This window comes from Streptomyces aurantiacus JA 4570 (assembly GCF_000414115.1).
GTDB classification, from domain to species: domain Bacteria; phylum Actinomycetota; class Actinomycetes; order Streptomycetales; family Streptomycetaceae; genus Streptomyces; species Streptomyces aurantiacus_A.
Window position 1 is genome coordinate 24062 of sequence record NZ_AOPZ01000240.1, and the last position, 13791, is coordinate 37852.

Sequence of the window (13791 nt, forward strand, 5' to 3'; positions counted from 1 at the left end):
AATGCCTGCCGGCCACCACCTCGCGCGGAGCCCGGAAGCGGCCCCGGAACCGGCCCGGAACCGGCCCCATGGGCAGGCTCATGCGTAGCCCGCCGGGCGACTGGTTAGGCTCGAAGACGTGAGCAGGCTCCAGGTCGTCAGCGGCAAGGGCGGTACCGGCAAGACCACGGTCGCCGCGGCCCTCGCGCTCGCCCTCGCGACCGAGGGCAAACGCGCCCTCCTCGTCGAGGTCGAGGGCAGACAGGGCATCGCGCAGCTCTTCGAGACAGAAGCGCTGCCCTACGAGGAGCGGAAGATCGCCGTCGCTCCGGGGGGCGGGGAGGTGTACGCCCTCGCCATCGACCCCGAACTGGCCCTTCTGGACTACCTCCAGATGTTCTACAAACTGGGCAGCGCGGGCCGCGCCCTGAAGAAGCTCGGCGCCGTCGACTTCGCCACGACCATCGCGCCGGGCCTGCGTGACGTACTCCTGACCGGCAAGGCATGCGAGGCCGTGCGCCGCAAGGACAAGCGGGGGCGCTTCGCGTACGACTGCGTGATCATGGACGCCCCGCCGACCGGCCGCATCACCCGCTTCCTCAATGTGAACGACGAGGTGGCCGGGCTCGCGAAGATCGGCCCGATACACAATCAGGCGCAGGCCGTCATGCGGGTGCTCAAGTCCCCCGAGACGAGCGTGCACTTGGTGACCCTCCTGGAGGAGATGCCGGTCCAGGAGACGGTCGACGGCATCACCGAGCTGCGCGCCGCGCAGCTGCCGGTGGGCCGCGTCATCGTGAACATGGTGCGCCCGGCGCTGCTCGACGAGGCCGAGCTGGAGCTCGGCCTGGAGCGGACGCCGCGTACGGCCATCGCCAAGACCCTGGCGGCCGCGGGCCTCGGCGGGGCCCGGGGCGCCGGGGGACGGCTCGTCGACCCACTGCTCGCCCAGGCCGCCGAGTACGCCGAGCGGTACGCCCTGGAGGGCGCCCAGCGGGCCGTCCTCGCGGAGCACGGCCTGCCCCTGCACGAACTGCCCCTGCTGGCCGACGGGCTCGACCTGGGGGGCCTGTACGAGCTCGCGGCGGAGCTGCGTGAGCAGGGAGTGAGGAACTCATGAGCGTCGATCCGGCACGTGACCCGCTCGACGTCGACGCTCTGCTCGACGACCCGAAGACCCGCATCGTGGTGTGCTGCGGCTCCGGTGGCGTCGGCAAGACGACCACGGCGGCCGCGCTCGGCCTGCGCGCCGCCGAACGGGGCCGCACTGTCGTCGTGTTGACGATCGACCCGGCCCGCAGGCTGGCCCAGTCCATGGGGATCGACTCGCTGGACAACGTGCCGCGGCGGGTGAAGGACGTCCATGGCGGCGGCGAACTGCACGCCATGATGCTGGACATGAAGCGCACCTTCGACGAGATCGTCGAGGCGCACGCGGACGAGGACCGGGCCAGGGCGATCCTCTCCAACCCCTTCTACCAGTCGCTTTCGGCGGGCTTCGCGGGCACGCAGGAGTACATGGCGATGGAGAAGCTGGGGCAGCTGCGCTCCCGCGACGAGTGGGACCTGATCATCGTCGACACGCCGCCGTCGCGCAGCGCGCTCGACTTCCTGGACGCGCCCAAGCGGCTCGGGTCGTTCCTCGACGGGAAGCTGATCCGGCTGCTCATGGCCCCGGCGAAGGTGGGCGGCCGGGCCGGCATGAAGTTCCTGAACGTCGGGATGTCGATGATGACGGGCGCTCTGGGCAAGCTGCTCGGGGGCCAGTTGCTGCGGGACGTACAGACCTTCGTCGCCGCGATGGACACCATGTTCGGCGGCTTCCGCAAGCGCGCGGACGCGACGTACCGGCTGCTGCAGGCGCCGGGGACGGCGTTCCTGGTGGTGGCGTCGCCGGAGCGGGACGCGCTGCGGGAGGCGGCGTACTTCGTGGAGCGGCTCGCGGCGGACGACATGCCGCTGGCCGGTCTGGTCCTGAACCGGGTGCACGGGAGCGGTGCGGCCGGTCTGTCGGCGGAGCGGGCGCTCGCGGCGGCGGAGAGCCTGGAGGAGCGGAACGAGGAGCCCGCCGAAGACGCCGAAGACGCCGAGGCCGGGGCGGCCGCGGAGCCCGCCGGGGAAAATCTTGACGCGTCCGGCATTGTGGATCAGGAGGGCGGGAAGGTAGGAGGACGTAACTCCTCAGAGTCCGAGGCTCCCAACTCCCCTGAGGCTTCCGGCAGTTCCCTTCCAACCGAAGACACCGATTCCGGCGCGTCCGTGGAGCAGCTCACCGCAGGGCTGCTGCGGCTGCACGCGGAGCGCATGCGCCTGCTCGCCCGCGAGCGGCACACGCGGGACCGCTTCACCGCGCTGCACCCGGAAGTGGCCGTGGCCGAGGTGGCCGCGCTGCCGGGCGATGTGCACGACCTGGACGGCCTGCGCGCCATCGGCGACCGGCTCGCGCAGACGAGCGACGGCGGTCGGGCGTGATCCCACCCCCGGCGGCCCTGGTGCCGCCCGGGTTCGGCGGCACCTCTGGGGGCCGGTGGTAGGCGATGCTTGGTGCTGCTGGTGGTACGTGACGTGGGATCAGCCCGCGTCACACCACGGCGTGGGGATCACCCCACGGCCGCGTAGCTCTCGTAGGTTTCCTCGTCCTCCAAGTCCACGGGCAGCAGGCCCGTGCCACGCTCGTACTCGGAGCGTGCGGTTTCGAGCAGCCTGCGCCACGAGGTGACGGTGGGGCGCCTGCGCAGCAACGCGCGCCGCTCACGCTCCGTCATGCCACCCCACACGCCGAACTCGACGCGATTGTCCAGCGCGTCGGCGAGGCACTCCGTGCGCACCGGGCAGCCGGTGCACACCGCCTTGGCCCTGTTCTGCGCTGCTCCTTGTACGAACAGTTCGTCCGGATCGGTAGTGCGGCAGGCGGCCTGCGCACTCCAGTCGGTTACCCAGCCCATACCGGCGCCGTCCTCTCCCGAATCGAGGCTCCCCCACGGCGGCAGCGGCATATTCACCGCCGCCAGTTGAGGACGTTACGGAAGGTGGGCACAGCGCAACACCCCCTTCGGGCCCAATCTTGAATGGCCCGAACGGACTATGCGTAAGCGGCAGATCACCCGACGGAGTGAGCTGGCGACATGCGTGACCAACCCGGCAAATGTGGGCAGTTCAGTTGGGTCACAGCGGACGCGACAAGACGCATGTGGCGGATTCGGACAGGGATCCCATCCGGGATTTCAGAGGTCCGCCGGAACGGGGGCCGGATTCGGGAACGGCACGGGGCTTGTTGCGGGACCGCACGACTGTGACAGTCGAGAGCAGCTTAGGCCAAGGCATATACGCGTGTCCGGCGAATCAGAACGTAGGCTGCCCCCATGGCAAACAAGCGATCGGGCGGCGGTCTCTCCCCCGTGCAGCAGGCCGCCAAGTTCCTGGGCGTGAGCGTGCTCGCGGGCGCGGTGCTCGCCGGGATCGCGCTGCCCGCGGCGGGTGTGATCGGGCTCGCGGCCAAGGGCTCGGTGGACAGTTTCGACGAGATCCCGGCCAACTTGAAGCGGCCGCCGCTGAGCCAGCGCACCACGATCATGGACTCGGCGGGCGGCGCCATCGCCACGGTGTACTCGCGCGACCGCACGGTGGTCCCGCTGCACCGCATCTCGCCGTACATGCAGAAGGCCATCGTCGCGATCGAGGACTCCCGGTTCTACGAGCACGGCGCGGTGGACCTCAAGGGCATCCTGCGGGCGGTCAACCAGAACGCGCAGAGCGGCGGCGTCTCGCAGGGCGCCTCCACGCTCACGCAGCAGTACGTGAAGAACGTCTTCGTGGAGGAGGCCGGCGACGACCCGGACAAGGTCGCGCAGGCCACGCAGCAGACCCTGGGCCGCAAGATCCGCGAGCTGAAGTACGCGATCCAGGTCGAGGAGGAGCTCGGCAAGAAGCGGATCCTCAAGAACTACCTGAACATCACCTACTTCGGTCAGCAGGCGTACGGCGTCGAGGCGGCATCCCAGCGCTACTTCTCCAAGCACGCCGACGACCTCAAGCTCCAGGAGGCCGCCCTCCTCGCCGGCATCGTGCAGTCCCCGAGCCGGTACGACCCGGTGAACGACGAGTCGGAGGCCAAGCAGCGGCGCAATGTCGTACTGCAGCGCATGGCCGAGACGCACGACATCTCGCAGCGCGAGGCCGACGAGGCCAAGAGGACCCCGCTCGGACTGAACGTCAGCCGCCCCAAGAACGGCTGCATCACCGCCGTGAAGGGCGCCGGGTTCTTCTGCAAGTACGTCGAGAAGGTCTTCCTGAACGACCCGGTCTTCGGCAAGACCAAGGAGGCCCGCGCCAAGCTGTGGAACCGCGGCGGCCTGCGCATCAGGACGACGCTCGACCCGCAGACCCAGGGCTCCGTGCAGGACTCGATAAAGGATCACGTCTACCAGACCGACGACGTGGCGACCGCCGCCACCATCGTCGAGCCCGGCACCGGCAAGATCCTCGGCATGGGCCAGTCCCGCCCGTTCGGCTACGGCAAGAACGAGACGGAGATGAACCTCTCCGTGGACGACGCCATGGGCGGCGGCGCGGGCTACCAGCCCGGTTCGACGTTCAAGCCGATCGTGGCCGCGGCGGCCCTGGAGCGCGGCATGTCGCCGGGCAAGCGGTACGACTCGCCGTACGAGATGCCGTACCCCGACCGGGTCGCCGCCTGTGACGGCAAGACCTGGCGGAACTACGGCAACCAGAAGCTCACCAACGAGAACGAGTCCGAGGTCGGGCCCTACCGCATGAAGGAGGCGACCGCGAAGTCGGTCAACACCTACTTCGTGGAGATGATCGGCGACATCGGCATCTGCCCGGTGACGAAGATGGCCGCCAAGATGGGCGTCGAGCGCGCCAACGGCAAGCCGATCGACCAGGCGCCGTCGATCGCGCTCGGCACCCAGGAGGTGTCGCCGCTGACGATGGCCAGCGCGTACGCCACCTTCGCCTCGCGCGGCACGCACTGCACGCCGATCGCCATCGAGTCGATCCGCACGCTCGGCGGGAAGTCCCTGCCGGTGCCGAAGTCGACGTGCACGCGCGCCATGTCGGAGAAGACCGCCGACACGATCAACACCCTCCTGAAGGGCGTGGTCGAGGACGGCACGGGCAGGCAGGCCGGCCTCGGCTCCCGCGACAGCGCGGGCAAGACGGGTACGACGGACGGCCGGTACGCCGCCTGGTTCGCGGGCTACACCCCGAACATGTCCGGCGCGGTCTGGGTCGGCGACCCGGCCCACGAGCGCCGCATGGTCGGCATCACCATCGGCGGCCGCCCCTACGACAAGGTCTTCGGCGGCGAGGTGCCCGGCCCGATCTGGCGCGACGCGATGAGCGGCGCCCTCTCCGGCAAGCCGGATCCCGACTTCAACACCGTCCACATCCCCGGCGGCAAGAACCGCGACGGGGACCACGGGGACGGTGACGACGACGGAGACGACGGCGGGGACAACGGCGGGGACGATGGCGGTGACGACGGCAAGCCGGGCGACCGCGACGGCGGCGGTCGGGACTGAGGCCGTCGGCCCTTGTTGAATACGCCGATGGGGCGCCCCCAAGGAGGACTTGGGGGCGCCCCATCGGCGTACGCGTACAAAGAGACGTACGCAGGCAGAAAAACCGAACCGAGCTGAACCGAACCTGCGGGGTGCGGGGGTGCGGGGTGCGGGTGCTCAGCCGCCGGCGAGCAGCTTCTTGACCGTGGCGGCGACGCGGCCGCCCTCGGCCCGGCCGGCCACCTTCGGGTTCACGATCTTCATGACCTGGCCCATGGCGCGCGGCCCCTCCGCGCCCGCGCCCTTCGCCTCGGCGACGGCCGCCGCGACGATCTGCTCGAGCTCGTCGTCCGAGAGCTGCTGGGGCAGGTACTCGGCGAGCACCTCGCCCTCCGCCTTCTCGCGCTCGGCCTGCGCGGCGCGGCCGCCCTGCGCGAACGCCTCCGCGGCCTCGCGGCGCTTCTTCGCCTCCCGGGTGATCAGCTTCTGCACCTCGTCGTCGGAGAGCTCGCGGGCGGTCGTGCCCGAGACCTCCTCCTTGGAGATGGCGGTGAGCGTCAGCCGGAGCGTCGAGGAGCGCAGCTCATCGCGCTCCCGGATCGCCGCGGTGAGGTCTTCCTTGAGCTTGGCCTTCAGCGTGGTCATGCGGCAATTGTGGCAGGGGGGCCGGGACGGGGCCCGCCGTTTTCGCCCCCGCCGTCGGATCATCGGACTCACCGACGAATTGGCGTGTGGCGTCTGACACGATGGTCGTATGCGCGCGCGATACGCAGTACCTCTGGGAATCACGGCGGCGGCCGCGGCCGGTATCGCCTACTCGGTGGGCATCGAGGCCCGCTTCTTCCGCCTCCGGCGGGTGACGGTCCCCGTCCTCCCCCCAGGGATGCGACCCCTGCGCGTGCTCCAGGTCTCCGACATCCACATGGTGTCCGGGCAGCGCAAGAAGCAGCGCTGGCTGCGTTCGCTGGCGGGCCTGCGCCCCGACTTCGTGATCAACACGGGCGACAACCTCTCGGACCCCGAGGGCATCCCCGAGGTCCTGGACGCGCTGGGCCCGCTGATGCAGTTCCCGGGTGCGTACGTCTTCGGCTCCAACGACTACTACGGCCCGAAGCCGCGCAACCCCGCCCGCTACCTGGTCGAGAAGGCGCAGGGCCGGCACGGCCTGAACGGCAACAAGCCCGTGGTGGGCGCGATCCACATCTCGTGGGAGGAGCTGCGGGACGGCTTCGACGCGGCGGGCTGGCTCAACCTCACGAACACCCGTGGCACCCTGAAGATCGACGGCTACGAGATCGCGCTGACCGGCGTGGACGACCCGCACATCAAGCGGGACCGGTACGCGCGGGTGGCGGGCGGGCCGGTGGCCGGCGCGGACTTCTCCATGGGCGTCGTGCACGCGCCGTACCTGCGCGCCCTCGACGCCTTCACGGCCGACGGCTACCCCCTGATCCTCGCGGGCCACACCCACGGCGGCCAGGTCTGCGTCCCCTTCTACGGCGCCCTGGTCACCAACTGCGACCTGGACGCCGACCGCGTGAAGGGCCTGTCGACGCACACGTCCGGGGGCCACACCTCCTACCTCCACGTCTCCGCGGGCTGCGGCGCCAACCGCTACACCCCGTTCCGCTTCGCGTGTCCCCCGGAGGCCACCCTCCTCACCCTCACGGAACGCACCCCGCACGCGTGAGCCCGGGCCCCTCCGGGCCCGGCCGCCCACCCCGCGAAACCGGATTTCGTCTCCGGCCGCCGGTCCGCTAAAGTAATCGATGTCGCCGCGACCTGCGCAGCAGGCCGTCGGAAAACGACATCGGGGTGTGGCGCAGCTTGGCAGCGCGCTTCGTTCGGGACGAAGAGGTCGTGGGTTCAAATCCCGCCACCCCGACAGCTGAAACACCAGGTCAGGGGCCTGATCCGCTTTGCGGGTCGGGTCCCTGGCTCGTTTCTGGGGTCTCTTGGGGGGTGATCCCGGTGGCCGCCAGGATTTCCGCGGCCGATGCGCTGTTGCCGTCCCGTACGGCCATGGCCATGGCGGCGCGCGCGGCAGCGGCGTCGGTCTGCGGCGGGAGCATCAGGAAGGAGAAGATGTCCTGCCGCCCGCGGGTGATGAGCATCGTGCTGTCGTCGACGGCGGACCAGTCGATGCGGACCATGTGACCGTCGAGAAGCATGTGGCGCGTGTGCACGTCCCAGGCGCTCGCGTCCAGGCCGATGCGGGCGATGGGGCCGAGACGGTCGGTCAGCGCGCGCAACAAGCCGGGCAACTGGGTTTCGAGGTCCCGGGATCGCGGCCACCACGCACCGTCGAAGGTTCCGTCGCGGCGGGGAGTCGTCTGCATCCTCAGCACGGCCGCCCCGGGGACCACCTGGTGGGCCTGGGTGTCCGCCAGGAGCATCACCGGAGGCGTGGCGTCGGCGGTCATGACGCACCGCTCGCTCCGGGACGCGGCAGCGGTCGCCGTTCGGCCTGCCTGGTCTGTTCGACCTGGTGGTCTTGTTCGGCCTGCTGGTCATGCTCGACCTGCTGGTCCTGCTCGGCCGTCTGCCAACCCGCGTGCGACGCGCGGTCGTTGGCGGGTGTCCTCTTCAGGTTCAGGAAAAGCGTGTTCGTGGTCATGGGGGTGACCTCGCCCCGGGCACGGCCCGGTCCGGTGACTCGCCGAGAGCGGCACGGGCATCGGGACCCGCGCACGCAGGGCCCACGGCACTTCCAGGTTACCTCCGGCCGCTGCCCGTCCAGGCAGGTGCGGCCCGCCCGGAAGGCGGCGGGCGGGCAGTCGTGGTCGGGGCTGACGCAGGAGTACCCTCGGGAGTACCGAGAGCATTCCTTGACCGGCTTCCATGCCGGTATCTCTCTCGGTTCGACAGCACCGGGCACGGCACGACAGGCCCGGGGACAGGTCGACACCATGACGGTGCTCACCGCACGGCCCTCGCCGACCACACCGACCACACCGATCACCGAGGCTTCCGACTATCCGCCGGCGCGGCTGTCCATCAAGCCGCCGGGCTCACGCCCCGGCCTGCTCGACGGCGCCTGGTGGCCACGTTCCCGGGACCTCACCCGTGAACTGCCCGGCCTGACGGACCTGTTGGACCCGCTGTGCGGCCGCGTCACGCGCGTCACGGTCAACCCGACGCACTGGCCAGTCGTACCGCGCAAGGTCCCCGTCAACGGCCATGTGGTCAAGGTGGGTTGGTACGGAAAGGAGCAGGACCCGCACCAACTCCTGGTGCTCTCCTACCGCGTCGGGCGCTGGGACCTGCTGATCATCCCCCCGGAGACCGACGCGGCAGCCGCCGGGCGCCTCATGGCCACCGCCTGCGATCCTCGTACGCTCCGTACGGGCAGCGCTCTCATCGCCGACGAGTTGGACCGCCACCCCGCGGCCCCGGCCGAGGCGGACCCGCCGGGCCGCACGCAGGCAGAGGCGTGGGAGGCGGAGGGCGGCGCCGTGGCCGCTCCCGTCGGCGCGACCGGCGGCGGGAGGTGAGGGGCCATGGACACCGGCATCACCGTCGCCGTCCTCATCGCGATGATCGCCCTGGGAGCATTCGTGATCCACCGCCTCAACGCCCAGCACGCCGAACGGATCGCACTGCACCACTACAGCCGCCGCCTTCCCGCTCGCGACGGCGCCCCCGGCAGCACGCGGCCGCAACCCGGCGGCACCGCACCACCCGCCGCCCCCGGCGTCCGTGTCCGCCGCGACCACCGGGACGGTGGTCGCGGACGCTTCCGCCCACGGCGCCGGACCAACAGAGCCGCGAAGGACCGAACGACATGACCGGGCCCACGGCGGCCCGGCCCGGCCCGACCGGGCCGAGCCGCCCGGTCCTGCCGACCGACGGGCACGCCGAGGTCCGCATCCTCGCCGCCGACCCCGACGCGGCCCGGCAGGTCGCACAGCTCCTCAGCCGGTTCTTCGTCTGCGACGAACCCCGCAGCTACCCCACGGGCAGCGAAGGCGGCGGCACCCGCCTCCACCTGACCGTGGACACCCTGCCCGCCCAAGCCCAGGACCGGGTCACCAGATCCTGGCTCGCCGACAGCCGCTCACAGGCACGGCGCACCCACGCCGGCGAAACGGCCTGACCGCCGGGCCGCCGCCCACCGAATCCCCGGCCCCAGACCCCGGCCGCCCTTCCGGACCGAGGTCAAGGAGCCCTGTATGTCCTCCAGTTCCACCCTTTCCCAAGACTCCGCCACGCCGTACGACGCCACCACATCCCAGACGTACGACGGGACGGCCCCCTTCCCCGACGACGACTCCCCGGCACCGAGGCGCCGCGGCGGCGAGCGGCTGTACGTGACGGTGACGGCGGTGATCGTCGTCCTGCCGTTCCTCGCGCTCGGCCTGGCCGCCTGGCTGCTGTGGGGCACCCTCATCCGGCCCGCCGACGCCCTGCTCGCCCTCGTCCTGTACGTGGTCACGGGGTTCGGGGTCACGGTCGGCTTCCACCGCGGCCTCACCCACGGCGGGTACCGGGCCGCCCGGCCCGTGCGGATCGCCCTCGCGGTGGCCGGCTCGATGAGCTTCCAGGGTGACGTCATCGGCTGGGTCGCCACGCACCGCCGCCATCACGCCTTCACCGACCGGCCCGGCGACCCGCACTCCCCCTACCGCTACGGCACCCACCTGCGCGGCCAACTGCGCGGCCTCGCCCACTCGCACGTCGGCTGGCTGTTCCGGAACGACCCCACCCCCGCCGAGCGCTACGCCCCCGACCTGCTCGCCGACCGCGACATCCGCGCCGTCTCGCGGGCCTTCCCGGCCCTGTGCGTACTCACCCTGGCGCTCCCCTTCGCGCTCGGCTGGGCGATCGGCGGCACCTGGGTCCACGCCACCACCGCCCTGCTGTGGGCGGGCCTTGTCCGCATCGCGCTGCTCCACCACGTGACCTGGAGCGTCAACTCCCTGTGCCACATGATCGGCCGGCGCCCCTTCCGCACCCGGCGCCATGACCGGGCCACCAACCTGTGGCCCCTGGCCCTGCTCTCCTTCGGGGAGAGCTGGCACAACCTCCACCACGCCGACCCCACCAGCGCCCGCCACGGCGTCGACCGGGGCCAGATCGACCCCTCCGCCGCCGTCATCCGCGTCCTCGAACGCCTCGGCTGGGTGCACGACGTGCGCTGGCCGACGCAGGACCGCGTCGCGGCCCGGCGTACGTGAGCCGTACGCCACCTCTGCCGTCGAGGTTCGACTACCTCTCTGACCTGCGAACGAAAATCTGTATTGGCCGGAGTAGACATTGGGTGGTTGTGTGGTTATGGTTTCTCTCGTAGCCGAGTAGCAGAGATCAAGCAGGGCCCGGCAGAGACGAACTGCCGGGCAGCGGTACACGCAGTACGCAGGACGGTGCGGTGGTGGAGTCCCGAAGCCAGCGTTGTTGCAGAACGGCGACGGGGCTGACGACCGGACCGGGTGGCCCGCAGTCATCAGGGGCCGCCACGAGCAGGACCGCAGTGGAAGTACCAGCAAGTGCAGTATCCGCAGTTCGCAGTACGAATCGGTAAGTGTTGATCAAGAGGGAAGGACGGAGGAGCCGAGCGCCATCAGGATCGCCCGGGCAGAGATCTGAGCCCGGGTACCGCAGGACATCGATAGTGAGGTGGTCTCCGGTCAAGCAACCGCGATCCCCGCGGCCCCGACAGCATCAAGGTCGGGCACGCGGAAACAGGAAGCCGACGCAGTACTAGGGTCGGCAGATGGTGTAGCAGTTCCTTCGGGGCCCTGGTGCCGTACGGCACCAGGGGGGGCCCTGGTGCCGTACGGCACCAGGGCCCCTCCACGCGTTCCACAGAGAGGTGCAATGACAGCAGACGACTCGTTCGGCCGTCTCGATGACGACGACTACCCCGCGTACACCATGGGCCGGGCCGCCGAAATACTCGGCACCACCCAGAGCTTCCTCCGCGCCATCGGCGAAGCCAAGCTGATCACCCCGCTCCGCTCCGCGGGCGGCCACCGCCGCTACTCCCGCTACCAGCTGCGCATCGCCGCCCGCGCGCGGGAGCTCGTCGACCAGGGCACCCCCATCGAGGCCGCCTGCCGCATCATCATCCTCGAAGACCAGCTCGAAGAAGCCCAGCGCATCAACGCCGAATACCGCCGCGCCGCCGAATCCGTGAATTCACCGCCCGCGGACTGAGCCGGTGCGCGCCGCGCGGGGCGACCGCCCGGCCCGAAACGCCGCGTTCCGCGTGGACCAATATCTACGGCCGCGAAGTGAGGGTTTAACGCGCCGGGCAGGCAGTGTTTTTGCCGCAGCCGGCAGAGTGGAATTATTTACCGTACGCGGATCCTTACCGCATGCTACTGTCTGCCCCAGTTGCAGTTGTGGTTCCCAAAAACTTCAAGCGCCTTCGCCGACACTTTCGGCCACTGGAGGCGTTTTCGTGTTGCCGGTAATTTTCCGGACGGGGCAATCATCGCGGCGACCCGGCATCCGCGCATCGCGGGTCCCGGCGTACTGCCCCAAAGGAGACAAGACATGGCGTCAGGCACCGTGAAGTGGTTCAACGCGGCCAAGGGTTTCGGCTTCATCGAGCAGGATGGCGGCGGCCCCGATGTGTTCGCCCACTTCTCGAACATCGCCGCCCAGGGCTTCCGTGAGCTGCTCGAAGGCCAGACAGTCACCTTCGACATCGCGCAGGGCCAGAAGGGCCCGACGGCCGAGAACATCGTTCCCGCCTGAGACTGACGCGCACGTTGTAGCTGGGGCCCGCATCCCTTGGGGTGCGGGCCCCAGCTGCGGTTATTTCCCGCAGTGATGCCACCTGCGGGACAACACGACCCGCGGCCCCTTCACCAGGGACGCCCGGATTCACTTTCACTTTCGCATTCCATTCGGCCCGTTCTTGTGAGCCTCCGCGCTGCGATTTCGCTGCGGGAATTCCTTGGTACGCGCCGTATCGCCGTATCAAGGAAGGTTCCCAATGAACCCCACACGTAAGAACGGCCGCTCCTCCGTCCCCCGCCGCCGCACCGGCGGCCCGGGCCGGCGGCCCGCAACGGCCCAGGGCGAGTTCGCCCTGCCGGAGACGATCACCCCCGCGCTGCCCGCGGTCGAGGCGTTCGCCGACCTCGACATGCCCGAGCAGCTGCGGGCCGCGCTCACCGCGCAAGGCGTGAGCGTCCCGTTCCCGATCCAGGGCGCGACCCTGCCCAACACCCTCGCGGGCCGCGACGCCCTGGGCCGCGGGCGCACCGGCTCCGGCAAGACCCTCGCCTTCGGCCTGGCGCTGCTGGCCCGAACCGCCGGACAGCGCGCCGAGCCCCGCCAGCCGCTGGCCCTGGTCCTGGTGCCTACGCGGGAGCTCGCCCAGCAGGTGACCGACGCACTCACCCCTTACGCCCGCTCGGTGCGGCTGCGCCTGGCCACCGTCGTCGGCGGCATGCCGATCGGCAGGCAGGCCAACGCACTGCGCGGTGGCGCCGAGGTGGTCGTCGCGACACCCGGGCGCCTCAAGGACCTCATCGACCGCGGTGACTGCCGGCTGAACCAGGTCGCGATCACCGTCCTGGACGAGGCCGACCAGATGGCCGACATGGGCTTCATGCCCCAGGTCACCCGGCTCCTGGACCAGGTCCGCCCCGAGGGCCAGCGGATGCTCTTCTCCGCCACCCTCGACCGCAACGTCGACCTGCTGGTCCGCCGCTACCTCACCGATCCGGTCGTCCACTCCGTCGACCCGTCCGCGGGCGCGGTCACCACGATGGAACACCACGTCCTGCACGTGCACGGCGCCGACAAACACCGGACGACGACGGAGATCGCGGCCCGCGAAGGCCGGGTGATCATGTTCCTGGACACCAAGCACGCCGTCGACCGGCTGACGCGGGACCTGCTGAACAGCGGAGTGCGGGCCGCCGCCCTGCACGGCGGGAAGTCCCAGCCGCAGCGCACCCGGACCCTGACCCAGTTCAAGACCGGCCACGTCACCGTGCTCGTCGCGACGAACGTCGCGGCCCGCGGCATCCACGTCGACAACCTCGACCTCGTCGTGAACGTCGACCCGCCGACCGACCACAAGGACTACCTCCACCGCGGCGGCCGTACCGCGCGGGCCGGTGAGTCCGGCAGCGTCGTCACGCTCGTCACCCCCCACCAGCGCCGCGACATGACCCGCCTCATGACGGCCGCCGGCATCGTGCCCCAGACCACCCAGGTCCGCTCCGGCGAAGAGACGCTCAGCCAGATCACCGGCGCCCAGGCCCCCTCCGGCGTCCCCGTGACGATCACCGCGCCGGTGGCTGAGCGGCGCGGGCGCGGCACGGACTCA

The 13791-nt window shown here is 70.6% G+C and carries 15 protein-coding genes and 1 tRNA gene; 12 read left to right on the forward strand and 4 right to left on the reverse strand.

Annotated elements, in window-relative coordinates; all coding sequences use genetic code 11:
- Positions 1 to 118: 118 nt before the first annotated feature.
- Entirely contained in the window at positions 119 to 1099 is a 981-nt protein-coding gene (locus tag STRAU_RS22915) for an ATPase BagA (RefSeq protein WP_016642763.1), read from the forward strand.
- Positions 1096 to 2451, forward strand: a complete 1356-nt coding sequence (gene bagB, locus STRAU_RS22920; protein ID WP_016642764.1) for an ATPase BagB — start codon at positions 1096 to 1098, stop codon at positions 2449 to 2451. The genes STRAU_RS22915 and bagB overlap by 4 nt, the downstream gene beginning before the upstream one ends.
- 128 nt (positions 2452 to 2579) lie before the next feature.
- Here bagB and STRAU_RS22925 read toward each other — a convergent pair whose 3' ends face one another.
- A complete protein-coding gene (locus tag STRAU_RS22925) occupies positions 2580 to 2924 on the reverse strand; it encodes a WhiB family transcriptional regulator (RefSeq protein WP_016642765.1) in 345 nt (114 codons plus the stop codon).
- 417 nt (positions 2925 to 3341) lie between these two features.
- Here STRAU_RS22925 and STRAU_RS22930 point away from each other — a divergent pair, with 417 nt between their 5' ends.
- Complete coding sequence (locus STRAU_RS22930; protein WP_037661269.1) at positions 3342 to 5522, forward strand: transglycosylase domain-containing protein; 2181 nt, start codon at positions 3342 to 3344, stop codon at positions 5520 to 5522.
- A gap of 156 nt (positions 5523 to 5678) precedes the next feature.
- Here the strand turns inward: STRAU_RS22930 and STRAU_RS22935 are convergent, their stop codons facing one another.
- Positions 5679 to 6146, reverse strand: a complete 468-nt coding sequence (locus STRAU_RS22935) for a GatB/YqeY domain-containing protein (RefSeq protein ID WP_016642767.1) — start codon at positions 6144 to 6146, stop codon at positions 5679 to 5681.
- A gap of 109 nt (positions 6147 to 6255) precedes the next feature.
- Here STRAU_RS22935 and STRAU_RS22940 point away from each other — a divergent pair, with 109 nt between their 5' ends.
- Positions 6256 to 7191: a metallophosphoesterase gene (locus tag STRAU_RS22940; RefSeq protein WP_016642768.1), complete on the forward strand. Its 936-nt coding sequence runs from the start codon at positions 6256 to 6258 to the stop codon at positions 7189 to 7191.
- Between the two features lie 121 nt (positions 7192 to 7312).
- Positions 7313 to 7386: transfer RNA gene (locus STRAU_RS22945), tRNA-Pro, on the forward strand.
- Between the two features lie 16 nt (positions 7387 to 7402).
- On the opposite strand, the gene STRAU_RS22950 is transcribed toward STRAU_RS22945, so the two are convergent.
- Positions 7403 to 7924, reverse strand: a complete 522-nt coding sequence (locus STRAU_RS22950; RefSeq protein WP_016642769.1) for a DUF5994 family protein — start codon at positions 7922 to 7924, stop codon at positions 7403 to 7405.
- Positions 7921 to 8118, reverse strand: a complete 198-nt coding sequence (locus STRAU_RS22955; RefSeq protein WP_016642770.1) for a hypothetical protein — start codon at positions 8116 to 8118, stop codon at positions 7921 to 7923. Before STRAU_RS22955 ends, STRAU_RS22950 begins: the two co-directional genes overlap by 4 nt.
- Before the next feature lie 292 nt (positions 8119 to 8410).
- Between STRAU_RS22955 and STRAU_RS22960 the strand changes: the two genes are divergently transcribed.
- The 7 genes from STRAU_RS22960 to STRAU_RS22990 form a co-directional block, all read left to right on the forward strand.
- Positions 8411 to 8995 carry a DUF5994 family protein gene (locus tag STRAU_RS22960; RefSeq protein ID WP_037661253.1) on the forward strand — a complete coding sequence of 195 codons (585 nt, stop codon included), beginning with the start codon at positions 8411 to 8413 and terminating at the stop codon, positions 8993 to 8995.
- A 6-nt stretch (positions 8996 to 9001) separates the two neighbouring features.
- The gene (locus STRAU_RS22965; RefSeq protein WP_016642772.1) at positions 9002 to 9289 is read left to right on the forward strand and encodes a hypothetical protein; all 288 of its coding nucleotides are present in this window, start codon (positions 9002 to 9004) and stop codon (positions 9287 to 9289) included.
- Positions 9286 to 9597 carry a hypothetical protein gene (locus STRAU_RS22970; RefSeq protein WP_016642773.1) on the forward strand — a complete coding sequence of 104 codons (312 nt, stop codon included), beginning with the start codon at positions 9286 to 9288 and terminating at the stop codon, positions 9595 to 9597. Before STRAU_RS22965 ends, STRAU_RS22970 begins: the two co-directional genes overlap by 4 nt.
- Positions 9598 to 9673: 76 nt before the next feature.
- The gene (locus STRAU_RS22975) at positions 9674 to 10678 is read left to right on the forward strand and encodes an acyl-CoA desaturase (RefSeq protein WP_016642774.1); all 1005 of its coding nucleotides are present in this window, start codon (positions 9674 to 9676) and stop codon (positions 10676 to 10678) included.
- A 640-nt stretch (positions 10679 to 11318) separates the two neighbouring features.
- Positions 11319 to 11657, forward strand: a complete 339-nt coding sequence (locus STRAU_RS22980) for a helix-turn-helix domain-containing protein (RefSeq protein WP_016642775.1) — start codon at positions 11319 to 11321, stop codon at positions 11655 to 11657.
- A gap of 342 nt (positions 11658 to 11999) precedes the next feature.
- Positions 12000 to 12203: a cold-shock protein gene (locus tag STRAU_RS22985; protein ID WP_016642776.1), complete on the forward strand. Its 204-nt coding sequence runs from the start codon at positions 12000 to 12002 to the stop codon at positions 12201 to 12203.
- Between the two features lie 241 nt (positions 12204 to 12444).
- A partial coding sequence (locus tag STRAU_RS22990; protein WP_037661255.1) for a DEAD/DEAH box helicase occupies positions 12445 to 13791 on the forward strand: 1347 nt, incomplete at its 3' end.